This window comes from Bacillus paralicheniformis, from assembly GCF_001042485.2.
GTDB classification, from domain to species: domain Bacteria; phylum Bacillota; class Bacilli; order Bacillales; family Bacillaceae; genus Bacillus; species Bacillus paralicheniformis.
This window is the reverse complement of the sequence record NZ_LBMN02000004.1, coordinates 16,539-42,499: the sequence shown is the minus strand read 5'-3', so window position 1 is coordinate 42,499 and position 25,961 is coordinate 16,539. Positions and strand designations below refer to the sequence as shown.

General features: G+C 45.8%; 31 protein-coding genes. 12 read left to right on the top strand and 19 right to left on the bottom strand.

The features are described 5' to 3' along the window. Positions 1–59 precede the first annotated feature (59 nt). A complete protein-coding gene (locus ACH97_RS02620; RefSeq protein WP_020453622.1) occupies positions 60–326 on the top strand; it encodes a holin in 267 nt (88 codons plus the stop codon). A gap of 17 nt (positions 327–343) precedes the next feature. Here ACH97_RS02620 and dnaB read toward each other — a convergent pair whose 3' ends face one another. After that, positions 344–1,708, bottom strand: a complete 1,365-nt coding sequence (gene dnaB, locus ACH97_RS02615; RefSeq protein WP_020453623.1) for a replicative DNA helicase — start codon at positions 1,706–1,708, stop codon at positions 344–346. A 183-nt stretch (positions 1,709–1,891) separates the two neighbouring features. Between dnaB and ACH97_RS02610 the strand changes: the two genes are divergently transcribed. Beyond that, positions 1,892–2,089 carry a DUF2188 domain-containing protein gene (locus ACH97_RS02610; protein ID WP_020453624.1) on the top strand — a complete coding sequence of 66 codons (198 nt, stop codon included), beginning with the start codon at positions 1,892–1,894 and terminating at the stop codon, positions 2,087–2,089. A 33-nt stretch (positions 2,090–2,122) separates the two neighbouring features. Here the strand turns inward: ACH97_RS02610 and ACH97_RS02605 are convergent, their stop codons facing one another. Continuing rightward, entirely contained in the window at positions 2,123–2,350 is a 228-nt protein-coding gene (locus tag ACH97_RS02605) for a hypothetical protein (RefSeq protein ID WP_371268723.1), read from the bottom strand. A 133-nt stretch (positions 2,351–2,483) separates the two neighbouring features. On the opposite strand from ACH97_RS02605, the gene ACH97_RS22665 reads away from it, so the two are divergent. From ACH97_RS22665 to nagE, 7 genes are all read left to right on the top strand, one after another. Next, positions 2,484–2,636: a YycC family protein gene (locus ACH97_RS22665; protein WP_020453626.1), complete on the top strand. Its 153-nt coding sequence runs from the start codon at positions 2,484–2,486 to the stop codon at positions 2,634–2,636. Positions 2,637–2,693: 57 nt separating this feature from the next. After that, a complete protein-coding gene (locus tag ACH97_RS02600) occupies positions 2,694–3,899 on the top strand; it encodes a CynX/NimT family MFS transporter (RefSeq protein ID WP_020453627.1) in 1,206 nt (401 codons plus the stop codon). A gap of 131 nt (positions 3,900–4,030) precedes the next feature. Next, positions 4,031–5,281 carry an N-acetylglucosamine-6-phosphate deacetylase gene (nagA, locus tag ACH97_RS02595; protein WP_025810496.1) on the top strand — a complete coding sequence of 417 codons (1,251 nt, stop codon included), beginning with the start codon at positions 4,031–4,033 and terminating at the stop codon, positions 5,279–5,281. Next, on the top strand, positions 5,278–6,024 hold the full coding sequence (gene nagB / locus ACH97_RS02590) for a glucosamine-6-phosphate deaminase (RefSeq protein ID WP_020453629.1): 747 nt from the start codon (positions 5,278–5,280) through the stop codon (positions 6,022–6,024). The genes nagA and nagB overlap by 4 nt, the downstream gene beginning before the upstream one ends. Then, positions 6,021–6,752: a GntR family transcriptional regulator gene (locus tag ACH97_RS02585; RefSeq protein WP_048350725.1), complete on the top strand. Its 732-nt coding sequence runs from the start codon at positions 6,021–6,023 to the stop codon at positions 6,750–6,752. Before nagB ends, ACH97_RS02585 begins: the two co-directional genes overlap by 4 nt. Further along, positions 6,749–7,645, top strand: a complete 897-nt coding sequence (gene murQ / locus ACH97_RS02580; protein WP_020453631.1) for an N-acetylmuramic acid 6-phosphate etherase — start codon at positions 6,749–6,751, stop codon at positions 7,643–7,645. Before ACH97_RS02585 ends, murQ begins: the two co-directional genes overlap by 4 nt. Before the next feature lie 2 nt (positions 7,646–7,647). Continuing rightward, positions 7,648–9,021, top strand: coding sequence for an N-acetylglucosamine-specific PTS transporter subunit IIBC (gene nagE, locus ACH97_RS02575; RefSeq protein ID WP_020453632.1), 1,374 nt, complete (start codon positions 7,648–7,650; stop codon positions 9,019–9,021). Positions 9,022–9,065: 44 nt separating this feature from the next. On the opposite strand, the gene rplI is transcribed toward nagE, so the two are convergent. The 4 genes from rplI to ACH97_RS23595 form a co-directional block, all read right to left on the bottom strand. After that, on the bottom strand, positions 9,066–9,515 hold the full coding sequence (gene rplI, locus ACH97_RS02570) for a 50S ribosomal protein L9 (protein WP_020453633.1): 450 nt from the start codon (positions 9,513–9,515) through the stop codon (positions 9,066–9,068). After that, positions 9,512–11,494, bottom strand: coding sequence for a DHH family phosphoesterase (locus ACH97_RS02565; protein WP_020453634.1), 1,983 nt, complete (start codon positions 11,492–11,494; stop codon positions 9,512–9,514). The genes rplI and ACH97_RS02565 overlap by 4 nt, the downstream gene beginning before the upstream one ends. 35 nt (positions 11,495–11,529) lie before the next feature. After that, entirely contained in the window at positions 11,530–12,459 is a 930-nt protein-coding gene (locus ACH97_RS02560; protein WP_020453635.1) for a YybS family protein, read from the bottom strand. A 216-nt stretch (positions 12,460–12,675) separates the two neighbouring features. Continuing rightward, positions 12,676–12,816, bottom strand: a complete 141-nt coding sequence (locus ACH97_RS23595; RefSeq protein WP_020453636.1) for a hypothetical protein — start codon at positions 12,814–12,816, stop codon at positions 12,676–12,678. Between the two features lie 159 nt (positions 12,817–12,975). Here ACH97_RS23595 and ACH97_RS02555 point away from each other — a divergent pair, with 159 nt between their 5' ends. Then, entirely contained in the window at positions 12,976–13,452 is a 477-nt protein-coding gene (locus ACH97_RS02555; protein WP_020453637.1) for a spore coat protein, read from the top strand. A 42-nt stretch (positions 13,453–13,494) separates the two neighbouring features. On the opposite strand, the gene ACH97_RS02550 is transcribed toward ACH97_RS02555, so the two are convergent. Together ACH97_RS02550 and ACH97_RS02545 are read right to left on the bottom strand one after the other, a co-directional pair. Continuing rightward, positions 13,495–13,914 carry a universal stress protein gene (locus ACH97_RS02550; RefSeq protein ID WP_020453638.1) on the bottom strand — a complete coding sequence of 140 codons (420 nt, stop codon included), beginning with the start codon at positions 13,912–13,914 and terminating at the stop codon, positions 13,495–13,497. Positions 13,915–13,931: 17 nt separating this feature from the next. Further along, on the bottom strand, positions 13,932–15,398 hold the full coding sequence (locus tag ACH97_RS02545; protein ID WP_020453639.1) for a SulP family inorganic anion transporter: 1,467 nt from the start codon (positions 15,396–15,398) through the stop codon (positions 13,932–13,934). Between the two features lie 214 nt (positions 15,399–15,612). Here ACH97_RS02545 and ACH97_RS02540 point away from each other — a divergent pair, with 214 nt between their 5' ends. Continuing rightward, positions 15,613–16,914, top strand: coding sequence for an MFS transporter (locus ACH97_RS02540; protein WP_023856804.1), 1,302 nt, complete (start codon positions 15,613–15,615; stop codon positions 16,912–16,914). Positions 16,915–16,991: 77 nt separating this feature from the next. On the opposite strand, the gene rpsR is transcribed toward ACH97_RS02540, so the two are convergent. The 6 genes from rpsR to ACH97_RS02505 form a co-directional block, all read right to left on the bottom strand. After that, positions 16,992–17,231 (bottom strand): 30S ribosomal protein S18, encoded by a 240-nt coding sequence (gene rpsR, locus ACH97_RS02535; RefSeq protein ID WP_003178022.1) that lies wholly within the window; start codon positions 17,229–17,231, stop codon positions 16,992–16,994. A gap of 51 nt (positions 17,232–17,282) precedes the next feature. Then, positions 17,283–17,795, bottom strand: a complete 513-nt coding sequence (gene ssbA, locus ACH97_RS02530) for a single-stranded DNA-binding protein SsbA (RefSeq protein ID WP_003178024.1) — start codon at positions 17,793–17,795, stop codon at positions 17,283–17,285. 46 nt (positions 17,796–17,841) lie between these two features. Continuing rightward, positions 17,842–18,129, bottom strand: coding sequence for a 30S ribosomal protein S6 (gene rpsF, locus ACH97_RS02525; RefSeq protein WP_020453642.1), 288 nt, complete (start codon positions 18,127–18,129; stop codon positions 17,842–17,844). 113 nt (positions 18,130–18,242) lie between these two features. Next, positions 18,243–19,343, bottom strand: a complete 1,101-nt coding sequence (ychF, locus tag ACH97_RS02520) for a redox-regulated ATPase YchF (RefSeq protein WP_020453643.1) — start codon at positions 19,341–19,343, stop codon at positions 18,243–18,245. A gap of 181 nt (positions 19,344–19,524) precedes the next feature. Then, entirely contained in the window at positions 19,525–19,731 is a 207-nt protein-coding gene (locus ACH97_RS02510) for a DUF951 domain-containing protein (RefSeq protein WP_011201785.1), read from the bottom strand. A gap of 87 nt (positions 19,732–19,818) precedes the next feature. Continuing rightward, the gene (locus ACH97_RS02505) at positions 19,819–20,832 is read right to left on the bottom strand and encodes a YkvI family membrane protein (protein ID WP_023856802.1); all 1,014 of its coding nucleotides are present in this window, start codon (positions 20,830–20,832) and stop codon (positions 19,819–19,821) included. 303 nt (positions 20,833–21,135) lie between these two features. Here ACH97_RS02505 and yyaC point away from each other — a divergent pair, with 303 nt between their 5' ends. Next, positions 21,136–21,753, top strand: coding sequence for a spore protease YyaC (yyaC, locus tag ACH97_RS02500; protein ID WP_020453645.1), 618 nt, complete (start codon positions 21,136–21,138; stop codon positions 21,751–21,753). Positions 21,754–21,789: 36 nt separating this feature from the next. Here the strand turns inward: yyaC and ACH97_RS02495 are convergent, their stop codons facing one another. The 5 genes from ACH97_RS02495 to noc all read right to left on the bottom strand — a co-directional run bounded on the left by ACH97_RS02495 (position 21,790) and on the right by noc (position 25,909). Further along, positions 21,790–22,638, bottom strand: a complete 849-nt coding sequence (locus tag ACH97_RS02495; protein ID WP_020453646.1) for a ParB/RepB/Spo0J family partition protein — start codon at positions 22,636–22,638, stop codon at positions 21,790–21,792. Beyond that, positions 22,631–23,392, bottom strand: a complete 762-nt coding sequence (soj, locus tag ACH97_RS02490) for a sporulation initiation inhibitor protein Soj (protein WP_020453647.1) — start codon at positions 23,390–23,392, stop codon at positions 22,631–22,633. Before soj ends, ACH97_RS02495 begins: the two co-directional genes overlap by 8 nt. A 242-nt stretch (positions 23,393–23,634) precedes the next feature. After that, entirely contained in the window at positions 23,635–24,078 is a 444-nt protein-coding gene (locus tag ACH97_RS02485; RefSeq protein ID WP_020453648.1) for a carboxymuconolactone decarboxylase family protein, read from the bottom strand. A gap of 66 nt (positions 24,079–24,144) precedes the next feature. After that, the gene (locus tag ACH97_RS02480) at positions 24,145–25,002 is read right to left on the bottom strand and encodes an RNA polymerase sigma-70 factor (RefSeq protein WP_020453649.1); all 858 of its coding nucleotides are present in this window, start codon (positions 25,000–25,002) and stop codon (positions 24,145–24,147) included. Positions 25,003–25,057: 55 nt separating this feature from the next. Further along, positions 25,058–25,909 carry a nucleoid occlusion protein gene (noc, locus tag ACH97_RS02475; protein WP_020453650.1) on the bottom strand — a complete coding sequence of 284 codons (852 nt, stop codon included), beginning with the start codon at positions 25,907–25,909 and terminating at the stop codon, positions 25,058–25,060. Positions 25,910–25,961 lie beyond the last annotated feature (52 nt).

The window sequence follows — 25,961 nt, the reverse complement described above, 5'->3', positions numbered from 1 at the left end:
ACAAAGACACATAAAAAACCGGCAACACAAATATTCAATAAGTAAGGAGGGAGATGCCGATGGAGACGGTATTAATTTTTGCATCTGTTTTATCGCCGATTATTTTGGCGCTGGTCGAATTGGTGAAGAAGACGTTCAAGGTGCCGAAAAACTTGATTCCGCTCGTTTCACTCTTGATAGGTTTGCTGATCGGGGCCGCAGCATATCCTTTTACAGACCTTGAACTCGTGCTCCGTTTATGGTCCGGAGGACTTGCCGGATTAACCGCAACGGGGTTATTTGAAATCGGTAAAAACCGCAATGCAAGAAAAAAGAAAAATCCCTGAGAGCATGTCTCAGGGATTTAAGCACCAGGCGCAACACCCGCGTCATCAAACCGGCGTTCCAGGTTGACGAACTTATTGTATTCTTTTACAAAAGCGAGTGAGACGGTCCCGACCGGGCCGTTCCTTTGTTTTGCAATAATGATTTCAATGATGTTTTTATTCTCAGATTCTTTGTCATAGTAATCATCGCGGTACAGGAACGCAACGATATCGGCGTCCTGCTCGATACTTCCCGATTCCCGGATGTCCGACATCATCGGACGCTTGTCCTGGCGCTGCTCGACGCCCCGGGAAAGCTGTGAAAGGGCGATGACTGGAACTTCAAGCTCCCTCGCCAGCGCTTTCAGTGCACGGGATATTTCCGACACTTCCTGCTGACGGTTGTCACTTGATCTGCCGCTTCCTTGGATGAGCTGCAGGTAGTCGATTAAAATCATGCCGAGGCCGTTCTCCTGCTTTAACCGTCTGCACTTGGAACGGATTTCGCTGACGCGGATCCCCGGTGTATCATCGATGAAAATACCGCTGTTTGATAAGCTTCCCATCGCCATTGTCAGCTTGCCCCAATCTTCTTCCGTCAGGTTTCCGGTCCGGAGATTCTGGGCGTTGATGTTGCCTTCCGCACAGAGCATCCGCATGACCAGCTGTTCGGCGCCCATCTCAAGGCTGAAGATCGCGACGCTTTCATCGGTTTTAGTCGCCACGTTTTGGGCGATGTTTAAGGCAAAAGCAGTTTTACCGACTGACGGACGGGCGGCTACGATGATCAAATCGTTTCTTTGAAAGCCCGCCGTCATTCGGTCAAGCTCGGTAAAACCTGTCGGGATCCCGGTGATGTCCCCTTTTCTGTTGTGGAGCTGTTCGATATTATCGTAAGTTTGAACGAGCACATCTTTAATATTTTGAAAGGCCCCGGAGTTTTTGCGCTGGGCGACTTCCATAATCGTTTTTTCTGCTTCGCTTAAGAGGTCTTCGACTTCATCCTCCCTTGTATATCCGTCTTGAGCAATCGTCGTTGCCGTACGGATCAAGCGGCGGAGAATCGATTTTTCTTCCACGATTTTCGCATAATACTCTATATTAGCCGCTGTCGGCACAGAATTTGCAATATCCGTCAAATAAGAAATACCGCCAACCTCTTCCAAAAGGTCCGTGTTCGCAAGCTCTGATGTCACCGTCACCAGGTCTACAGGCTCGCCGCGGTCTCCAAGAACAAGCATGGCGTTATATATTTTTTGGTGCGACATTCTGTAAAAATCATCTGGAATCAAGACTTCTGACGCCAAAGTTAAAGCTGATGGTTCTAAAAAAACAGCACCTAACACGGCCTGTTCGGCTTCGATATTTTGCGGCGGCAGCCTGTCATTCAGAAGATCTGTCATGTTAAGCACCGTCCTCCCATTTAAAAATAATCCAACGTCTATTTTACCATTTTTACAGAAAAAAAGTAGACTCGCTTTTTGTAGAAATATTTTCATAGAAAGGGAGAACGACAATGAGGATGTTTGCTCCCCTGATTTATCCGGGAAAACAAATCAATAACATGTTTGGGGAGGTTGTTTTTCATGAAGGTCTATATGGTGACACCAAATGCCGAGACGGACGGATGGTTTTTGAAACTGGAAGATACGGCGCCTGTTGAGCTTTATGACACAAGGACAGAGGCCGTAGAAAAAGGAGAAGAGATGGCGAAAGAGAATCGTCCTGCGAAGCTTGTCATCTATGACCGGCAGGACAACAAAGAAGACGAACGGTCTTATTAAACACCTCGGCCGAGGTGTTTTTTTATTCCACTATTAATCCAGCCGGCTGTTCCAATTGTTTTTCAAAAGCATGCTGACCATCAAATCGGTCGCATGTTGGTACAAATCCCATTCTTCATAGGCCGCAAATTTCATCCGCAGCGTTTGCAGCACATTGCGCATATCTTTGTATTCTTCAAATGTGTAAAGCCCTTTCGCTCTGATCTGCTGTTCATACAATTTCTTTTTCAGCACAGATAATGTCGAATTCAAGACGATCACCTCCTCTTTATTTATATCGCTTTTTTCTTTTTCTTCCAACTCACTTGTCATATGATGTTACAATATATATCGGAGTCAATATTCACTGTTGCGTACTCTGTACGCTGGGGTACAATATAAAATGGAGGACTTTATGAAACCTTTACAAATATCTGCCGAAACGGCGCAAAAACTTTCGGAAAGCTTAAATCTTCCTCTTGAACAAATCATGCATATGCCGCAGCATATCCTGCTTGCGAAAATTGCCGAAATTCAGAAGCAAGATCAAAAAAGTAACCTTGGATGATGTTCCGGGTTTCTTTTTCATGTCACTTTTCCACCTGAAAGCAAAGGAGAATACAGCATGCATTACATTGACGCTCGACGCCCCCGTTTGAACAATATCTTATTGATTGCAGGAATCATATTTATCGCTTTTAATTTAAGACCGGCTATTACATCTGTCGGGCCATTGATCAGTTCGATCCGCTCGGATATGGATTTGACGAACGGCATGGCCGGCTTCTTGACGACGCTGCCGCTGTTATCTTTCGCCGTCCTGTCCCCCATCGCCCCTAAGCTCGGACAGAAGCTGGGCAATGAGAGAACCCTCTGGGTCGGATTGGTCATCTTATTGATCGGGATTTTGCTGCGCTCTTACGGAGAAGCTTTCACACTATTTGCGGGAACCGCATTGATCGGAGTCGGCATCGCCATCTCCAATGTGCTCTTGCCCAGCCTGATCAAACATAAATTTCCTGACAAAGCGGGAATTATGACAAGTTACTATACGACAGCCATGTCGATTTTTGCGGCGCTCGCCTCAGGGATCAGCATTCCGCTGTCGCACGGTTTAGCGTGGGGATGGAGCGCATCGCTTATGGTCTGGGCCGGTCTCGCGTTTGTTGCGATTTTGATCTGGGTTCCCCAGCTCCGCTATCATGATACGGGAAACCGTACGGTCAGCTTAAAGACGGACGGCCAAACGGTCTGGCGCTCGAAAATCGCCTGGCAGGTCACATTCTTTATGGGCATACAGTCGTTCTTGTTTTACTGCACGATCGCCTGGCTGCCTGAAATTCTCCGTTCGCATGGGATGAGCATGTCGCTTGCCGGCTGGATGCTGTCGCTGATGCAGTTTGCCAGCCTCCCGTCGACATTTTTGACTCCGGTTCTTGCCGGACGGTTCCGAAACCAAAAAAGCATCGTGCTGGCCCTTGGCATCCTATACTTGGCGGGGATGTCAGGGCTATTGTACGGAGGCAATACAGCGATGCTGACGCTGTGGGTCATTTTAATCGGAATCGGACAAGGATCCAGCATCAGTTTAGCCTTGACTTTAATCGGGCTGAGAAGCGAAAATGCCGATCAAGCAGCGGCATTATCAGGAATGTCGCAATCAGCCGGATATTTGCTGGCAGCGATTGGTCCAAGCTTTGTCGGTTTTCTTTACGATCACATGCACTCATGGAACGGACCGATTTTACTGTTCATCGGTGCGCTGGTCGCTTTAATCGGTGCAGGACTCGGTGCGGGAAGAAATCAATATATTTATGCTAAAGCAGCATAACGAAGCCGGCAGATAAGCCGGCTTTTTTTTGGAACATAACCTGACAACACAGCGGCTAAATGAAGTGTGATGCTGTATGATCAGATTTGACAAAAATAATTCTCTTAATGGTCTAGACAACTAGAGTTGTAATGTTCTATACTGATGATAACGTTTTCAAGAAAGGACTTTTGACTGTGAAAACCAACCCATCCCAACGCTATATGTTTAAACATCTTCATATTTACAGTGAAAATGGAATGATAGAAGACGGATTTCTTCTGACGAACGGGGAAAAAATCGAGGCTTACGGACCAATGACTGATATTCCCGCTTCCGCCGCAACAGCAGAACAACTGACATTTCCGGAGAACTTCAAAGTGCTGCCGGGCATGATTGATGTTCATATTCACGGAGCAAACGGCGCAGATGTCATGGACGGAACAGCCGAGGCTTTGCAAACAATGGCCGAAGCCCTGCCGAAAGAAGGAACGACAAGCTTCCTGGCGACGACGATGACCCAGGATAAAGCCACGATCGAGCATGCGCTGGCAAACGTTCACCGCTATAAGGAAGCAGGCGGCCAGCCCGGGACCGCCGAAGTATTAGGCGTTCACTTAGAAGGCCCTTTTATTTCAGAAAAGCGGTGCGGCGCCCAGCCGCCGGATGATATTATCCCGCCGGATCTTTCGTTATTTAAAGAATGGCAGCGCATCTCCGGGAATAACATTAAATTAGTCACACTTGCGCCAGAGCTGGAAGGGTCTTTGGAACTAATTTCCTTTTTGAAAGAAACAGGTGTCACGGCTTCCGCCGGCCACTCCGACGCCGGACTCAAAGAAATGGCAGACGGGATTAAGGCCGGCATCTCCCATGTCACCCATTTGTTCAACGGCATGCGGGGGCTGCACCATCGCGAGCCGGGGACGGCCGGAAGCGCCCTTCTGCATGATGAACTGAAGGCCGAAGTCATAGCCGACGGCATTCATGTTCACCCTGCGGTCGTCAAGCTGGCATTTCAGCAAAAACAGAAAGAAGGCATCATTTTAATTACGGATGCCATGCGCGCAAAATGCTTAAAAAATGGAACCTATACATTAGGCGGACAGGAGGTGTTCGTGAAAGGCGAAAAAGCCGTCTTAGAGGATGGTACGCTTGCCGGCAGCATCTTGAAGATGAACCAGGCTGCTCTGAACATGATGGATTTTACAGGATGTTCACTCGAAGATATCGTGTACATGACAGCGGTCAATCCCGCCAAGCAGCTTCATGTGTTTGACCGAAAAGGCAGCATACGAAGCGGGAAAGATGCCGATTTGATCATTTTAAATGAAAAAAATGAAGTTGTGATGACGCTTTGCAAAGGCGTGATTGCTTTCAGCAAAAGGGAGGTTTCACCATGAAAATCATTGAAGCTAAAGATTATCAGGACATGAGCCAAACGGCCGCCCGACTCATCATCGAGAAAGTAAACCGCTTATCTGCGCCTGTTCTCGGCCTTGCAACCGGAGGAACGCCTCTCGGCACATATCAGGTTTTAAGGGAAGACCATGCGCATAACAAAACGACTTACAAGCACGTCTATACCGTTAACTTAGACGAGTATGTCGGCGTTTCTCCGGATTATGAAAACAGCTATACATTCTATATGAAAAAACAGCTTTTCGATCACATTGACATTCCGCTCAGCCATACCCATCTTCCGGACGGAATGGCTTGTGACCTGGACGCTGAATGCAGCCGCTATGAAGCGCTGATCGAGCGGCTTGGAGGCATTGATCTCCAAGTGCTCGGCCTCGGCTTGAACGGCCACATCGGATTTAACGAACCGGGCACCCCATTTTCATCGAAAACGCATACAGTCGAACTGACACAATCAACGAAAGAAGCCAATGCCCGTTATTTTGATTCTTATGACGCCGTCCCGTCGCAAGCCATAACGATGGGCATTTCCACGATCATGAAAAGCAAGCAGATCCTGCTGCTCGTTTCAGGAGAGAAAAAAGCGGGCATCCTGGCGAAGCTTCTCAGTGAAGAACCAAATGAAGACACGCCCGCTTCTGTCTTAAAAACACACCAGAACGTCGTTATCATAGCGGACAGCGATGCTTTATCAATCGTGAAAGAAAGGGGTATGGCCTTTTGATCAAAAAAGATTCCCACATTCCGATTTACTATCAGATTGAGACCGAGATTAAAAAGCTTGCCGAAACAAAAGATTTGAAGCCCGGCGACCTCATTCCTTCTGAAAGAGAGTTTGCAGAAAAATATGAGGTAAGCAGGATGACCGTCCGGCAGGCAGTCAACAATCTCGTCAATGAAGGCATCCTCGTCCGACAGCGGGGAAAAGGAACATTTATTGCCGAGCCTAAAATTGAGCAGCCTCTCAAAGGATTGACAAGCTTTTCCGAGGACATGAAATCAAGAGGCATGAGACCCGGCACAAAAATGCTCGGCTTCGGCGTCATTCCGTGTGACCAGAGCACAGCGCGCAAACTGGAGATACATGAAGGGGCTTCCGTCTATGAAGTCAAACGAATCCGTCTCGCCGATGACATCCCGATGGCTTATGAAATCTCCTATTTGCCCGCCGACCTTATCAACGGCCTGACAGAAGACATTATGAGCGCATCTTTGTATGACTATGTCGAACATACGCTCTCCCTTACGATTGACCGAGCCGCACAAACACTCGAGCCGGCGATTGCCTCTCCGGCAGAGAGCGAGCCCCTCGACATCGAGGAAGGCGCACCCGTCCTGCTCATCGAACGTTTGAGCTATTTGGACGACGGCAGACCGTTTGAAGTAGTCAAATCCGTTTACAGAGGCGACCGCTATAAATTCGTCATCGATATGAAGAGGGAAGAACAATGAAGAAGACAGAGGACACGAACGACAAAAGCAAAGCACTTGATGAAATGAATGCTTTAGATATCGTCACCTTGATGAATGAGGAAGACTATACAGTCCCTCGCGCCATTACGCCCTGCCTTCCCCTGATCGCTGAGGCGGCGGATACGATTGTCAGCCGTTTTAAGCAAGGCGGAAGAGTGTTTACAGCTGGCGCCGGCACAAGCGGCAGAATCGCAGTCCTTGATGCCGCAGAACTCTCGCCGACATTCTCTATTGACGAAAGCCGTTGGACCGGCCTGATCGCCGGCGGATATGACGCGATGTGGACGCCTCTTGAAGAAAATGAAGATGACCATGAAAAAATCGTCGCCGAACTGAAAGCGCAATCATTCTCGGAAGATGACGTCTTAATCGGCGTCACAGCGAGCGGCTCGACACCTTATGTCCTTGGCGCATTATCCTATGCCAAACAGCTCGGAGCCGCGTCTGTTTCGATCAGCTGCAACGCGGATACAGAAGCGGGCAAATTAAGCGATATCGCGATTGAGGTGCAAACAGGACCGGAAATTATCCGCGGTTCAACGCGGCTGAAAGCAGGAACCGCTCAGAAGATGATCTTGAACATGCTGTCAACAGCTGCAATGGCGAGGCTTGGCCGCGTCTACCAAAACGAGATGGTGAATATGAGGCTGCTCAATCAAAAATTGGCCGGGCGAGCTGTCACCATTCTGATGAATACCACCGGATTATCACAGAATGAGGCCCAGCAAGCTTTAAAAGAAAGCGGCAATGACATCAAGGCAGCGATCTTTATGGTGTTGACAAACGGAACACTTGAAGATGCCCGCCGCTGTTTATCCCATGAAAATGGACATTTGAAAAAAGCGATTCAATATTACCGAAAGGGGTTTTAACTATGTTGGGATTTCTTCAAAATATCGGCCGCGCGCTCATGCTGCCGATTGCCGTTCTTCCTGCTGCGGGCCTCCTGCTCGCCTTGGGAAGAGAAGACCTGTTAAACATTCCGTTTATCGCCGCTTCAGGACAATCGATTCTTGACCAACTGCCGATCATCTTTGCGATAGGCGTTGCAATCGGTTTGTCAAAGGATGGCCACGGGGCCGCCGCACTATCCGGAGCCATCGGTTATTTTGTCCTGACAGGCGGCTTAGCAGCCATCAATGAGAACCTGAACATGGGCGTTCTCGGCGGAATTATTTCAGGTGTAGTCGCCGCCGTCATGTATAACCGCTTTAAAGATGCAAAACTGCCTGACTGGCTCGGGTTTTTCGGCGGAAAACGAAGCGTTCCGATTATGACTGCCTTCTGTTCCATTATTCTTGCAGGGATTTTCGGCTTCGTCTGGATTTACGCACAGCAGGCCATTGACGCCATTGGCGGCTGGATTATCCATGCTGGGGCATTGGGAGTCGGCATATTCGGTCTTTTAAACAGACTGCTCCTGCCGCTCGGCCTTCATCACATTTTAAACAATATGGTTTGGATGGTCTTTGGAGAATTTGCAGGCAAAACGGGTGACATGAACCGGTTCTTTGCCGGAGATCCAAGCGCCGGCGCATTTATGACAGGGTTCTTCCCGATCATGATGTTCGGTCTTCCTGCGGCATGTCTGGCAATGATCGCGGCCGCGAAAAAGCATCGCCGCAAAGCAACGGCCGGATTGCTGATCGGATTGGCGTTCACATCATTTTTAACAGGTATCACGGAGCCGATTGAGTTCACATTCATGTTTTTATCGCCGCTTCTCTTCGGTATTCACGCCTTGTTAACCGCAAGCGCCATGACCGTGACCAATATGCTCGGTATCCACCACGGCTTTACCTTTTCAGCCGGGACGATCGACTACCTTTTAAACTTTGGAATCGCCACAAAGCCGCTGCTTTTGCTGCCGCTCGGTCTTGTATACGGCATTATTTATTTCATCATCTTTTATTTCCTGATTACGAAGCTCAATTTGAAAACGCCTGGACGAGAGGAGGACGATGACCAGGAAAACACACCTGTCAGCCCTGACACAGGATCGTCCAAATACGATACCCTTGCGGACAAATACATCGAAGCGCTTGGAGGAAAAGAAAACATCGAGACGCTGAACAATTGTGTAACCCGCCTCCGTCTCAAGGTCCGCGATGCTTCCAAACTGGATGAAAGCACGATGAAAGCCATGGGAGCAAAAGGATTCGTGAAGCTTAATCAGCACGATGTACAGGTGATCATCGGTACAGACGTTGAATTCTTGGCCAATGAAATGAGAAAACGCACTGAATAAAAGATAAGCCCCTTCTGCACTTTGCATGAAGGGGCTTTGTTATTTTATGATTGCTCTTTCACGTGAACTTTCAGTGTTGCTTGTACTTCTGGATGGAGTTTCACGGGAACATTTGTATATCCCAATGAGCGAATCGCATCGTTTAATTCGATTTTACGTTTGTCGATTTTTAACTGGTGGCTTTTTTGCAGCGCGTCCGCGATTTGTTTGCTTGTCACGGAGCCGAATAGACGGCCGCCTTCTCCGGACTTGGCTGAAAGTTCCACCGTGATGTCCTCAAGTTGTTTTTTCAGCTCTTTCGCATGTTTCAGTTCTTCAGCCGCTTCTTTCTTCTCTTTTTTCTTCTGGCCTTCAAGCGCGCTGATATTGGATGATGTCGCTTCAACAGCCAGCCCTTTTTTGATCAAAAAGTTGTGCGCGTATCCATCCGCTACATTTTTTACTTCGCCTTTTTTCCCTTTGCCTTTAACATCCTGTAAGAAAATTACCTTCATTTCTGAATGCCTCCTTCGAAATACTCGTCAATCGCTTCTTTCAGTCGGCGGAGCGTTTCTTCAACCGTGATATCGGTCAGCTGTGTCGCGGCATTGGTTAAATGACCGCCGCCCTCGAGCGCTTCCATGATGATTTGAACATTCACTTCGCCGAGCGACCTCGCACTGATGCATACCGTATTCTCGTCTCTTCTCGCCACAGCAAATGACGCTTCGACATCACTCATGGACAGAAGAGAATCCGCGGCTTGCGCAATGATAACCTGGTCAAAATATTCGTCCGCCTCATCGTCCGGCAGCGATGCGATGGCGATGCCGTTTTGATAGAAAACGGTATGCTGAATCAGCTTCGCCCTTTTAATATAATGATCGGCTGTTTCTTTTAAAAACTTTTGCACCAATACGGTGTCAGCGCCTTTTGCGCGCAAATATGACGCCGCATCGAACGTACGGGAACCGGTGCGCAGCGAGAAGCTCTTCGTATCGACAATAATCCCGGCCAAAAGGGCTGTTGCTTCGATCATGTTAATTTTTAAGCGCTTCGGCTGGTACTCGAGCAGCTCTGTCACAAGCTCCGCTGTAGATGAAGCGTACGGCTCCATATAGACGAGCAGCGGGTCTTTAATAAACTCTTCCCCTCTTCTATGATGATCGATAACGACGATATTTTCAATTTTATTGACCAGCCTTTCTTCAATGACAAAGGAAGGCTTATGTGTATCAACGATCACGAGCAGCGTGTCGTCTTTCGCAATCTCAAGCGCCTCTTCCGGCGTAATAAACCTGGACCACAGTTCTTCGTATTTTTTAATTTCCCCGATCAGTCTTTGAACGCTTGAACCGATCTGATTGGAGTCGATCACGACAAAACCGTCTTTGCCGTTTGCTTGTGCGACCTTCAAAATCCCGATGGCTGATCCAATCGAATCCATATCGGGAAACTTATGACCCATGATAATCACATTGCTGCTTTCAGAGACAATCTCCTTGAGAGCGTGTGAAATGACCCGGGCTCTGACGCGCGTCCGTTTTTCCATCGGATTCGTCTTGCCGCCGTAAAACTTCACTTTCCCGTTCGGCTGCTTGATTGCCACCTGATCTCCTCCGCGTCCCAGCGCCAGGTCAAGGCTGGATTGCGCCAAGTCGCCAAGCTCTTTCAATGATGCAACAGATGCACCGATTCCGATGCTTAACGTCAAGGAGATCGTATGAACGGATGTCTTCTCCCGAACTTCATCAAGGATCGAAAACTTCGATGCTTCAAGCTCGCTTAATATGTGTTCGTTTAATACACCGATAAACCGCTCAGAGGAAACACGTTTTAAGAAAATGCCGTACTCTTGGGCCCACTGGTTCAAAAGCGATGTCACTTCACTGTTTATCGAGCTTCTTGTCTGGTCATCAAGCCCTTGTGTCACATCGTCGTAATTATCGAGAAAGATGTAGGCAAGGACCGTTCTTTCATTTTCGTATTGTCTCTCAATCTGCGTCTGCTCTGTGACATCGAAGAAATAAAGCAGCTTTTCTTCCCGTTTGATAACCACATTAAATTTCCGCTCATTCAGCGTAATCGTTTCTGTGTCCACTTCCTGCTTAATCAAAGGGACGACAGATTCACAAGTATCATAAAGCGACCGGCCGACGAGCGTATTTTCATTAAAGCATGACGCCATAAAAGGATTGGCCCACTCGATATAGTACTGATCGTTAAACAGCATGATCCCGATCGGCATTTCGAGCAGCGCCTCTTCCCCGACTTTTTTCAGACGGTAAGACAGCGTCGATATATAATCGTCCAGCTCTTTTCTGATTTGGGAGTCCGCCCGTCTCAAAAAGTACAATATGACACCCAGAATCAGAACGCCGGCCGCTCCTGCCACCCAATTAAAATAAATGTTGATGAGGACAGAAATGATTGTGACGACGATTAAAGAATATATGGGGTATCGAAATAACGGTTTTTCATAAAAACTTGGCACTCAAATCAACTCCTCACCATTGGAGAACATCGTGGCTACGATTTTTTTACTCTTTCTCTCAAGTTAAAGCCTATGTCAATTATACCTAAGATGCGAACAAGGTACATCAGGGGCGAAAACAACCCGATAATTAAAAAAAGAACCGGCAGGACAGTTGGCAGTTTCTTGGCATGGCAAAAGTAAAACACAAATGAAAACCCTTGAATGATCAAGACAAAGCCCATGATGAGACTCGCATTTAGCAGAATGGAGTAATATATGCTGCCCTCTTCAACGGGAGCCAGCGACAGAAGAATCGTCAATAAATAGATCCAAATCATGCTTTGCGGAAGCCTCATATCCCTGAACGGTTTCAAAGACGGTATTTGGATGATGCGCCGAAGCACCGGCTTGGCGAGCAGGTGATTCAAAAACGCGGTGATTCCGGAAAATATCACAATGGCTGTCGGATATAAATATTGCGCCTGTTTGAATTGTTCATTCAGCAATTCGATCTGTTTAGCCGCTTCTTTATCATTTCCAAACTGTTTGATACTTGATTCAAAGGTTTTGATTGTTTCATTATATGCTTGATTGGCCGTCTCTATTAAGTTTAACCCGAGAAACTGAATGCTGATGAAAAGCAGCAGCACGATCGAAATCATGTATGTAACAGCTGATGCAGCAATCGCTTGGGCTGGCTCTTTTCTTCTGTAGAAAAAGCCCATGATCACACCCGCAGCACTTACTGGAATAGCAAACATCAGCCCGCCTAAGGAACCGGCAATCAACGAAACGGGTAAACTGACCAACCCTACCGAAATCCCGGGCTTTGGACCGTGCCTGATTGTTTGAACCATGGCAGGCAGCGGCAGCGTCAATAAAAGAATGGTTCCGATAAAAGGCATATAGAGGCTGATCATCAGCAAAACGGCAAAAATACTGACCATGATAGCGCCTTCTACTAAAGCTCTTGTTTGTTTCACTTGTTCACCTCGTATGTTTAAATGTCATGAATCAAAAAGAGCAGCATAGACGACTGCTCTTTTCTAACGCCGAAAATTTCATTTTCAAATAAAGACGATGAGATGAGCAGGTCTCGGCCTTCTCTCATTGTTTCTTTATTCTAACATAAGGTCAAATCGCAAGTAAAACGATCATAAGGCTTGAGAAAACGAGTAAATGTTCCATGTGAAACACTGTCAGTCGAGAAACCCCGACTTCTCTTTATTTTTCTTTCTCGCTTTTCTGATCAACAACAATATAATCAAAATTGCGATCAGAAGCGTCACGCGAAGCCCGCCACTCAAGAATAGAAAAAAGTCCTTCAACACATCCAACACATTGATCACCTCTCATTGTTGTCACTTAGATGCAAAAATCCCGTATTATTTGATTTCCCCTTTCCAAAACGGTCTAAAACGTCCCTCCGATTCTTCTATTAACCTTTTGACGGCAATGGGCATATGCTGACTAAGAAAAAGCAATAAAGGAGAATCTGCATGACAACAAAAACATTGGCTTGGCATGAAACGATGGAGTTGCATGAACTGATCGCGGCCCAGTTTGTCGGATTGGTCAAGATCAAAAAAAGCATAAAAAAAATCAGCGATCCTCAGTTAAGACAGCTTTACAGTGTTTCAGCGAAGGCATTGGAGCAAAATTTAAGGGAGCTTCTTCCCTTTTTGCCAAAAGCCCCGGCATTTCATCGGGAGGAAGAACGGGCCGACCTGTATTTTGATGCGGGTGATCTGTTGGTATTGGCGAAAACGACCGTTCGAAACTATGCGATTGCGATCACGGAAACGGCGACGCCTGAACTCAGGAGAGTGTTTGTTAAACAAATCAATGCGGCTATTAAATTGCATGAGCAAATTTTTTATTTTATGTACCAAAAAGGCTTATATCCCGCCTATAATCTCGTTGACCTGCTAAAAGGCGACGCCATGCACGCGCAAAAAGCGATATCGATGAGATAAAAAAGCCAGCAAGGATAGGATCCTTTCTGGCTCTGTTTTAGGCTATTTTACAATTAAAACCGGACACTTCACTCTTTTCGCCACTTTATGGCTGACACTTCCCAGCACCATTTCCTGCAAAGTGTTCAGCCCCCTGCTTCCGATAATCACGATATCAACATCATGATGGTTGGCGTACGATACTATCGTCGGGCCCGGCTCCCCGTGCTGCATCGTCATTTGATAGGGAACGGCCGATTGTTTTAATTTATTTTCTATCGACAGCAGCCTGCTGCGCCGTTCACGTTCGAGTTCTGCACGGTTTTCGCTATGCAGAACTTCATGTTTTGCTTTCGCATAATCCAATACATAAATAACGTCAACGACCGCCTGCTTTGACATGGAAGCCAAATGAATCGCATGATCGGCCGCTCTTTCAGAATGCTTTGAGCCGTCAGCAGCCAGCAATATATTTCTATACACCCTTCATCACCCGTTTCTTAGTGATTTGACACTGAACGATGAGGCTGATCATAAGTTGCCAGTTTTTCGACCAGCTTCCAGCTGGACTCATTTAAACCAATCAAGTCAACGTCTATTCCCTGATCTTTCATTTTCAAAACGACTTTATCGATAGCCGCCACAGCGGAATCATCCCATATATGGGCCTCTGAAAAATCAAGAATGACCTTTTTCGTTTGCTCATCCGTTTTAAAAGACTTTACGAAATCTTGAACAGATGCAAAGAAAACTTGTCCTTTGATGATGTACTTGATCGCATGTTCTTCTGACGTTTCTTCAATCTTCAATTTAGAAATTTTCGCCACGAAGAAGATCGCGCTCAAAATAACACCGGCGAAAACCCCTTTTGATAAATCGTGGGTCGCCACAACGGTAATAACGGTCACAAGCATGACAATGGAATCCGTTAGCGGCACCTTTCTTAACATGCTGAACGAAGACCAGTCAAACGTACCGATCGATACCATAATCATCACACCGGCTAAGGCCGCCATCGGAATCTGTACGACCCAGTCGCCCAGCACCATGATCAAAAACATTAAGAAAACGCCGGCAACCAAAGTGGACAAGCGGCCTCTTCCTCCTGATTTCACATTGATCACAGACTGGCCGATCATCGCGCATCCCGCCATGCCTCCGAAAAACCCGGCGACAATGTTGGCGATGCCCTGTCCGCGGCTTTCCTTGTTTTTATCGCTTTCCGTATCCGTCATATCATCAACAATAGAAGAGGTTAATAATGACTCAAGCAAGCCGACGATGGAAAGCGCAAATGCTGTTGGAAAAATAATGGCCAACGTCTCAAAATTGAAAGGAATATTGGGGATCATAAAAGCAGGCAATGATTGCTTTATTTCTCCCAAATCACCGACAGTGCGCAAATCAAAATGGCCAAAAATAGCAAATGCAGTCATCGCAATAATAGCAACAAGTGCAGATGGAACGGCTTTTGTAAAGCGGGGAAGAACATAGATAATCAACAACGTAATCCCGACCACAACATACGTCATATTCGAAACTCCAACAAAATGAGGAACCTGCGCCATAAAGATTAAAATGGCGAGCGCATTTACGAAACCTACCATAACCGACCGCGGAATAAATTTCATAAAGCGCGCAATCTTCAGCACCCCAAATATCAATTGGATGATTCCCGTTAAAATCGTAGCAGCAAATAAATAATCAAGCCCGTGATCCCTGACCAAAGATCCCATCAAAAGAGCCATCGCCCCGGTCGCGGCTGATATCATCGCCGGACGGCCGCCCGTAAAGGAAATGACAACAGCAATACAAAAAGATGCGTACAAACCGACCATCGGGTCTACACCCGCAATGATGGAAAACGCTATGGCTTCAGGAATGAGAGCAAGCGCTACGACGATACCCGAAAGGATATCCCCCCGTACATTAGAAAACCATTCGCTATTTAATTGTTTAACATTCAAAGATTCAACACCTCGTTCGTAATCATTTGCTTCTAACTCTCATAGAAGCCATCTGTTTTTAACATGTTTCACTTTAGCAGACCTGTATCAAAATGTCTATATGGTTTTTTTTCCGCGGCCGTTTACTCCCCGCAATCCCGTGGAAATGAACACGAAGAAATTAAGAATGTAATTTTGAAAAGAGTCCAATCTAATCATTAGAGGAGGTTTCAATATGGCGCAAGAGCTGGAAAAACGACCGGGGCATACAAGATGGTATATTTCTTCTTTATTAAGCAGCATGATCATTTTAAATTACTTTGACCGTGTTGCTATTTCAGTCGCGGCTCCTGCGATACAGGATTCCTTTCAATTGACGGCAACCCAATTAGGCATTGTCTTTTCTATCTATACCTATTCATACACGCTGATGCAGATTCCGGTCGGGAGTCTCTTGGACAAGTACGGCGTTGCCTGGGTAACAAGGGTCGGAATGACCGTATGGAGTTTTCTAACCATTATATTGGCTTTTTTACAGGGGAAATTGCTTCTTTATATTGTCAGATTTTTAATCGGGCTGACGAGTGCTTCAGCATTTCCTGCCGCTTCCAAAGCCACGGCCTTATGGTTTCCGCAAAATGAGCGCGGTCTTGCCAATTCCCTGTTCGACTCAGCGGCCAAGTTCGCAAATGTCATCGGTGCGCCTCTCGTTGCCTTTTTAGTCACGACATTTGACTGGCGAGCCGCTTTTTTAACGATTGGAATCATCAATGTACTATTTACCGTATTTTTCTGGATGTACTATGAACAACCCGATCGGCACAAACGAATCTCAAAAGAGGAGCTCCATTACATTCAAAAGCATAATGCCGTATCAGAGGAAGACATCTCGGAACGGACGCTCATTGCTTTAAAAGCAATGCTTGCAAACCGCAAAGCATGGGGGCTGATGATCGGATTCACGGGTTATGGCTATACATTCAACCTGCTCTTAACCTGGCTCCCGACTTTCTTTAAAGAAACATACGGAATGGATATTATGTCATCGGGGCTGTTTACTGCGGTTCCCTGGCTGATATCGACGATTTCCGGAATCGTTGTGGGCGGATGGCTCGTCGATTTTTTAATTCAAAAGGGGCATTCGAATACAAAAGTATACCAGACCATCATCGCAATCGGCATGAGCCTTGGATTTGCCTTTTTGGGAGCTGTCTTCACGCACAACATCACGATCGCGATCATCTGCATTTCCGTCGGCTTAGCCGGAATATCTGCGACTGCGCCCGTTGGCTGGTCGATATCAGCTGATATTGCACCGGCTGGTTCCATCTCTCTGCTTAGCTCAATGGTCAATTTGGCAAATAACTTATTCGGAGGGATTATCGCGGTTTCTTTAACGGGTTATCTGGTCGATGTGACCGGTTCATTTACGCTCAGCTTTCTAGTAGCCGGGTTTGTTTTACTGCTTGGACTCGTGTTCTACCTTGCAGTCCTCGGCGACATCAAACGGATACAGATTGACAAGCAGGAAACCTGAATGCTGCAGGAAACGACCCGGTTTTTGATGAATAAAAAAAGAACAAGACCGTATTGGGTCTTGTTCCTTTTATCGGCTTACTCGCCTGCTACGTATGGAAGTAAAGCCATTTGACGAGCGCGTTTGATTGCAACAGTCAATTTACGTTGGTATTTCGCGCTTGTTCCTGTTACACGGCGTGGTAAGATTTTACCGCGCTCAGAGATAAATTTTCTAAGAAGATCTACATCTTTGTAGTCGATGTGCGTAATGCCGTTAGAAGTGAAATAACACACTTTACGGCGTTTCGCACGACCGCCTCTGCGTCCTCCTGCCATCGTTATTTCCCTCCTTTCTATTCTGGTTTTGTTTTATTCGTCCGTCATCCATTAAAATGGCAAGTCGTCATCAGAGATGTCAATCGGCTTTCCATCGTTTGCGAATGGATCGTCATTGAAGCTGTTGCCTTGATTGCGATTCTGATTGTTTTGACTGCCGCCGAATGGAGCCGGTTCATTCTGTCCGCCGCCAAAGTGTTGGCCTCCCTGGCCTCCGCTGTAACCGCCTGAACCAGAACCGCCGCCTTTAGGCTCCAGAAATTGAACACTTTCAGCTTGAACTTCCGTAACGTATACACGCTGTCCTTGCTGATTTTCATAGCTGCGCGTTTGCAAACGTCCATCTACACCCGCAAGACTTCCCTTTTTAAGGAAATTCGCAACGTTTTCGGCTTGTCTTCTCCAGACAACACAGTTGATGAAATCAGCTTCACGTTCACCCTGCTGATTCGTAAACGTACGATTGACAGCAAGCGTAAAGGTGGCAACAGCTGCACCGCTTGGAGTATAACGAAGCTCTGGGTCCTTTGTCAGTCTGCCGACTAAAACAACTCGGTTAAGCATATTGAGAGACCATCCTTTTGCTTTAGAGTATATAATTCAATTCTGTTTATTCTTCTTCTTTAACCACGATGTGGCGAATGATGTCATCACTGATTTTAGCTAAACGGTCAAATTCTTGAACTGCTTCAGCTCCAGCTTGAACGTTTAAGATTTGGTAGAATCCGTCGCGGAAATCGTTGATTTCGTACGCAAGACGGCGTTTTCCCCAATCTTTTGTTTCAGTGACCTCCGCACCGTTAGTTGTTAAAATGTTGTTAAAACGCTCAACAACAGCCTTTTTAGACTCTTCATCAACGTCTGGGCGGATGATGTACATGATTTCGTACTTTCTCATTTGTATTTGCACCTCCTTTTGGACTAAGCGGCCCATTATATTGGGCAAGGAGCAATAATCCTATTACTCACAATTTTATATTATATCAAAGCTCTTGTCCTATTTCAACCGCGTTATACATTAAAACGGAAATGAATGACATCGCCGTCTTTCACAATGTATTCTTTCCCTTCAAGGCGGACTTTTCCGGCCTCTTTTGCTGAGGCCATGCTTCCCGCCTCCAGCAGATCGTCGTAAGCAACCGTTTCCGCACGGATAAATCCGCGTTCAAAGTCTGTATGGATGATGCCCGCACATTCAGGGGCTTTCATTCCTTTTTTAAATGTCCAGGCTCTGACTTCCTGTTCTCCCGCTGTAAAATAAGTGGCTAGTCCAAGGAGGGAGTAAGACGCTTTAATCAGCTGATCCAGACCGGATTCTTCGATGCCGAGTTCTTCAAGGAACATCGCCTTCTCTTCGCCTTCAAGCTCTGCGATTTCGGACTCAATTTTGGCGCAGACGACGATGACTTCCGCGTTTTCAGCAGCAGCAAATTCCCGGACCTTCTGGACGTACTCGTTTCCTGAAGGATCAGCCACTTCATCCTCGCTGACATTCGCTACATATAAGACAGGTTTTGTCGTCAGCAGATGAAGCTGCTTCAACACCTTTTGCTGCTCTTCCGAGAACTCGACAGAACGGGCCGGCTTTTCCTCTTCAAATGCCTCTTTTAACTTTGTCAAAATCTCAAATTCAAACACGGCTTCTTTGTCTTTTTGCTTGGCCATCTTTCCGACCCGGCCGATCCGCTTCTCAACGGTTTCAAGGTCAGCCAGTATCAGCTCAAGGTTGATCGTCTCGATATCCGAAATCGGGTCTACTTTCCCGGACACGTGCGTGATATTGTCGTCGGCAAAACAGCGGACAACATGGCAGATTGCGTCCACTTGGCGGATGTGGGACAGGAACTTGTTTCCGAGCCCTTCTCCTTTTGATGCTCCTTTTACAATGCCGGCGATATCGGTGAATTCAAATGCGGTAGGGACCGTCTTCTTCGGATTGACGAGTTCTGTCAGCTTTTGCAGACGCTCATCAGGAACCTCTACGATTCCGACGTTTGGATCAATCGTACAAAACGGGTAGTTGGCCGATTCTGCCCCGGCCTGAGTAATTGCATTAAATAAGGTTGATTTCCCAACGTTAGGCAAACCAACAATCCCAGCTGTTAAAGCCATTGTTTCATCTCCTCTATAATGAACATCCATGTGTAGTCGTAAATGTTAAACCTGCAACAATTATAAGGATGATTACAGTAAAAGACAAGCTGACAAAACTTGCTTTTCACTCATACAAACTAGGTGAAAATTCATTTTTCGTTGAGATCGAAAAAAAAAGCATGAGGGGGGTCCGCTAAGATTAAGATTCGGACTCCTCATGCTTAACTAATATCTTTTTCAGCTTTCTTTGAAACTCTTTACGCGGGATCATGACACTGTGTGAACAGCCTTCGCACTTAATCCGGATATCCATTCCCATCCGAATGATCTTCCAGCGGTTCGTCCCGCAAGGATGCGGCTTTTTCATTTCGACCACGTCATTCAGGCCAAATTCTTTATCGGCCAACATCTTTCACCTCTTTGCTTCCTTGTTGTGATCTTATTGTACAAAAAACTACAGCGAAAGAGCAATTCTTCATAACCATAAATATATTTATTTCCATTTACTTAAAATTGGATAAAGTAAAATATTTACCAATAAATACAAATTTAATAACCCGTAAATTGGATATAAAAAAGCGATTAAATTTGAAAAGCCGATTGATGTAAAAGGCACCATGATCGACAGGAGCAGGAGGACGATTACCCATCTCGGCCAGTTCACAAGTGACAGAAAGCGGCTGGACAGCCCGAGAATGCTTGAGATCGTCGTTGTGTAGATCGCGACGCAAAGAACAGCCGTCATAAAAATAAAAATCGGAAAAGGCGCGCCCTCCAAAACCGCGAATAAAGGAATTTCATAATGGGCCAGTTCACCGGCAAGCTCTACAAGGGTCTCATTGTACATGTATGAAATAGCGCCAAACACCAGGCCGCTTAATATGCTGGCAATCTTCGCTTCTCCGACTCCCTTCATCTCTTTGCCGACCGCAGACAATACAGCGACAACAGATAATATGTTCAGCGAAGTGAATGCGATCCCGGCAGGCCAGTTGTATTGATGAGTCAAATTGAGCAGCCACGGCTGATGATGAGCGGTTTGAAAAGAAATCAGCGCATACAACAGCCCAGCCACCAAAATCGGGATTAAGTAGCTGTTAACGGACAATATGCCATTAAGCCCCCAGAAAAACAACAACCCTGTGCATAAACAAAATAAGATGACGCCCGTCCAAAACGGGATATGGAAGATTTGCAGCGTTACCCCGCCTCCTGCAATCATCACAATCGTCGTCGTAAACAAATACAGGATAATCAACACATCGTATACTTTAGCCAGCAGCGGACCGATTAATGTTTCGAGCACAGGCAGAAAATGCTCTGATTTTTGTTCGTAGCTGATCTTCATCACAATATAGGTTGACAGGCTGAACATGATCGTAAACAACAGGATAGCCAGTCCGCTTTCATCACCAAAAAACTGCCATATTTCCTGGCCGGACGCATATCCCGCACCTATTAAGCTTCCTAAAATAAGAAGCATCCACTTCATCCCGGCTCTCCACACGATTTGCTCACCCCAGCAATATAGTTTTTAAGCTTGTTTCTCCGCTCATGACACTATATTGCCGGTCCTCTATAAAAATTCATGAAACTCCTTTCGACTTTTCTCATTCAAATGAATAAATTATATCAATATAATAAAGTAAATTATCATATCTTCTTTTAGTAAAGTATTTTTTTCGGCTGACCAAATCGTTTCATCCAAAGCATAAAAAAAGAGACAGCTGGATATACTGTAAACAACCATTCATACTCGAAAAATACACCAAGGCACTGCTGTTACCATGATGACAAGGATGTGAAGCCTATGAATCGAAAAGGCGGAATTTTTTCTCAAGAACCAATAAATGAATATATTTCTCATTCGGATCCGCTAGCTGTGAAACAAATAGAGAAAGTTCTTTCCGTCTATTTAAAGGAAGCCGAAGACCGGCCCATCGTGATCGTTTGCATCGGTACAGACCGCTCCACCGGAGATTCGCTCGGTCCCCTCGTAGGAATGAAACTCTCCGCAAAACAGCTGACACGTTTTCATGTCTATGGAACACTTGCCGACCCGGTTCACGCCGTAAACTTAAATGAAAAGATTGATCATATTCATCAGCAGCATCAAAATCCATTTATAATCGCGATCGATGCCTGTCTTGGACGAACCAAAAGCGTGGGATCTTTTCAAATCGGCAAAGGACCTTTGAAGCCGGGAGCAGGCGTTCAGAAAAGCTTGCCTGAAGTCGGCCACGTGCATATTAACGGAATTGTCAATGTCAGCGGCTTTATGGAGTATTTTGTCCTGCAAAATACAAGGCTCAACCTTGTCATGAGCATGGCAAATGTGCTTGCTGACGGGTTGTCGCATCTGGAGAAAGCCGGGTGGCAGCGACGCCATGTGTCACCAATTCAAAAAATGACCGGAAGGATGTCATAAAAAAACCATCTGTACATGATCAGATGGTTTTTAAGCTTATGCGTCTTCTTGGGCCAGCAATTCGAGAATACGCTCCAAGTCTTCATTTGAGTAAAATTCGATTTCGATTCTGCCTTTTTTCTTTTGCTTTTTAATGGTCACCGGTGTTCCAAAATAGTTTCGCAAGTACGACTCTCGTTCTTTGATTACTGCATCTTTTACTTGTTTCGGCTTCTTTGTTTCACGTGGAACATCAGCATTCAACTGTTGAATTAACTTTTCAAGCTGGCGAACGTTCAGCTGTTCGGACACGACCTTTTGAACAAGCGGCTCAAGCTTTTTCTTGTTTTTCAATCCAAGCAATGTTCGGCCATGGCCCATCGATAACGTGCCGTTGTCGATTAACTTTTGAACGTCTTCAGGTAGTGTCAGCAGCCGTAAGTGGTTGGCGATGTGAGGCCTGCTTTTTCCAAGCCTTTTTGCCAGCTGTTCCTGGGTCATATCGAGATGTTTGAGCAAAGATTCATAGGCTTTTGCTTCTTCAAGCGGAGACAGGTCTTCTCGTTGAAGATTTTCCAATAGGGCAATCTCCATCATCAGGGATTCCGACAGCTCGCGCACAATCGCAGGAATGGTTTCCAATCCGGCTTTTTCAGCAGCCCGGTAGCGGCGTTCTCCGGCTACAATATCATAGCCTTTAATTGACTTTCTGACGATGATGGGCTGCAAAACACCGTGTTGCAAAATGGACTCCTTCAAATCTTTTAACGATTGGTCATCAAACGTTTTTCTTGGCTGATAAGGGTTGGGCCGCAAGTCTTGCAGCTTAATTTCCTCAACCGTTTCTTCGGATAAATCAACATTTGAAAACAATGCATTAATCCCTTTTCCGAGACCTTTAGGCATTCGCAGCCACTTCCTTTGCTAATTCTAAATAGACTTCCGCTCCTCTGGAACGCGGATCATATAAAATGATCGGCTTTCCATGGCTCGGCGCTTCACTGAGCCGGACATTCCGTGGGATAACGGTTTGGTATACTTTATCGCGGAAGTACTTTTTCACTTCTTCGATGACCTGTATGCCTAAATTCGTTCTTGCATCAAGCATTGTCAGCAATACACCGTCTATCATCAGATCCGTATTTAAATGTTTTTGTACGAGCCGGACAGAGTTGAGCAGCTGGCTCAGCCCTTCCAGCGCATAATATTCGCACTGAACCGGAATCACGACGGAATCGGACGCCGTAAGCGCATTGATTGTAAGCAGCCCTAATGACGGCGGACAGTCAATAATCATGAAATCATAGTTTTGTTTAACAGATTCCAAAGCCCTTTTCAGCCGGACTTCACGGGAAATGGTCGGAACGAGTTCAATTTCCGCCCCCGCAAGCTGAATCGTTGCAGGAATGACATCCAAGTTTTCTACGGATGTTGTTTTGATGACATCTTTTACATCTGCATCATCTACTAATATATCGTACACACATTGATCAACATCAGCCTTTTCAACGCCGATACCGCTTGTTGCGTTTCCTTGCGGGTCTATGTCGACTAACAAAACCCTTTTCCCGATGTAAGCTAAACAAGCTCCCAGGTTAACAGAGGTTGTCGTTTTACCAACGCCACCTTTTTGGTTTGTGATCGCAATAATTTTCCCCACAATGTCACCTACTTTCACATTGAACAAGTTTCTCTCATTTCTCTATTTTAACAAAAAAAGAATCGGCCGTTTGCTTTTTTTGAATTTTTGTTTTTTCAAAGAGATCCGTTTTTTCTATTTTTCGACATAAAGAAACCATTTTTTTATCTCAGAAAAAAGAGAAGAGATATTCAAGTGAAATGAAAGATAGTTTTATTATTATATTAATATAAAAAAATCCCCCTGTCTTAGGGGGATTTCAATCAATCTGCTGCGGGCATTTTCCGGGTAGCGATGGCAATTCTGTTCCAGGCATTTATTGTGATGGCTGCCATGATCAGTTCGGCTGTTTCAGCTTCTGTAAAATGGGTCCTGACTTCGTTGTATACTTCATCCGGCAGCCCGTGCTCGCCGATTCGCGTAACGGCTTCAGTCAGCGCCAATACCGCCCGCTCTTTTTCCGTGAAAAAAGGCGCTTCCCGCCATGCATTGAGCGCATATATCCGCTGTTCCGTCTCACCGTTCTGCCTTGCATCTTTCGTATGCATATTTAAGCAGAAAGCACATCCGTTCAGCTGTGAAGCCCGGATTTTGATCAGTTCCTTTAAAATGGGATCAATGTTTGAGGAAGCCTGCGCTTTTTCAAGCTCCAGCATTCCTCTGTAGCCCTTAGGGTTTACTTTTTCCATTTGAAATCTCGTTTCCATGTCTATTCCTCCTTTAAGTGTTTCACTTATATAACAAGTGAGGAACGACGTTTGTGACAGAAAACGTTATATTTTAATGTTCTTCAGTTTATCGGGGTTTGACACGATAAACACATTTTTGACGGAATCGCCTTCCGGGTTCCAAGCAAAGCAAACAGCGTAAGCCGGGCGGTTGTTTTTCATGATCAAAACGCCCTTTTGGCCATTGATATCGACAGGCATAAAGCGACCGGAAAAGCTTCCCTTTGAAACAACTCCCGTAAAAAAAGCATAAATGCGGCTCTTTCCATAGATCGGTCTCAACGCGCTGCGTACTTTTCCGCCGCCATCTGTATACAATACGGCATCTTCAATCAATGTTTTGGAAAACTCCTCAAAGTCACCGGTTTTCGCTGATTCGATAAAAAGCCGGGCCAGTTGCTGTTCTTCAACCGGCTGTGATAATACCGAAATATCCCCATTTAGCTTCTGTTTCAGCCGGCTGTGGATTTTACGGCAGTTCGCTTCAGACTTCCCGATTATGGACGATATTTCCTTATAGTGATATCCAAATACTTCTCTAAACAACAAAACGGCTCTTTCCACAGGATTTAATCGGCTCATAACTACCAGAAAAGCGTAGGAAACCTTTTCTTTTTCTTCAACGTATTCCGCCGGACTTTGAGCTGAAAGTGCCACCTGCGGTTCCGGAAGCCATTCCCCGATATATACCTCTCGCTTCTTGCGGGCAGACTGCAGTTCATTTATGCAGCGGTTTGTGATAGATTTCGTCAAATATGCTTGAATATGGTCAATTTGACTGATATCTTTTTCCTGAAGGTCTGCGAACAATTCCTGGACGATGTCCTCTGCATCTTGCAAAGAACCGAGCATACGGTAAGCAATTGAAAAAAGCAATGAATGATATTGTCGATAATATTCCATAGATGCTCCCCCATAGATATTTTGCCTAAAAAAATAAAAGCTCTATAGGGAGCTTTTATTTCGGTATCTTGATCGTAAACTGAATATATTCTTCAAATTCCTCTTCTTCCGTATTCAGTTTGACGCCGCTGTCTTCCACCATTGATAAGGACTGGCGAATCGTATTCATCGCGATTCTTGCGTCTCTGCTGTACGCTTTTCTCTTTGGTTTCGGCTTGCGTTTATCCTGCTCAAGCATTTTGACGACACGGTCTTCGGTTTGCTTTACATTTAAATTCTTTTCAATGACTTCATGTAACAGCTTGACCTGAAGGTCGGGCTGTTTCAACGGTATGACCGCTCTTGCGTGGCGCTCTGAAATTTCTTTTTTCAAGATCGCTTCCTGCACCTCTTCCGGAAGCTTCAACAGTCTGAGCTTATTGGCGATTGTTGACTGGCCCTTTCCAAGCCTTTGTGCAAGGGCTTCCTGCGTCAAATCGTGAAGCTCTAAAAGCCTTGCATAAGCATGCGCTTCTTCAATCGAAGATAATTCTTCCCTCTGAAGGTTTTCGATAAGAGCGACGGAAGCGGTCTCCGTATCTGAAAAATCCTTAATAATAGCGGGAACCTTCTCCCAATCGAGCGTTTGAACCGCCCGCCAGCGCCGCTCTCCGGCTATGAGTTCATATTGGCCTTCCCGCTCTGTTTTTCTGACGACAATCGGCTGGATAATGCCGTGTGTATGAATGGTTGCAGCTAATTCTTTAATTTTTTCTTCTGAGAAAATGGTGCGCGGCTGAAAACGGTTAGGAATTATATCGCCTACTGGAATCTCTTGAATTTCTTCTTTATTCGTATCATGTTCAGCAATCTCTGCTTCTTCTTCCTTGTCGCCAAGTCCGAAGAGACGAGAGAATGAATGCTTCATGTACCTACACCACCTTTAAACACTGCCATTTTTATAATTCTATTTTCTCATG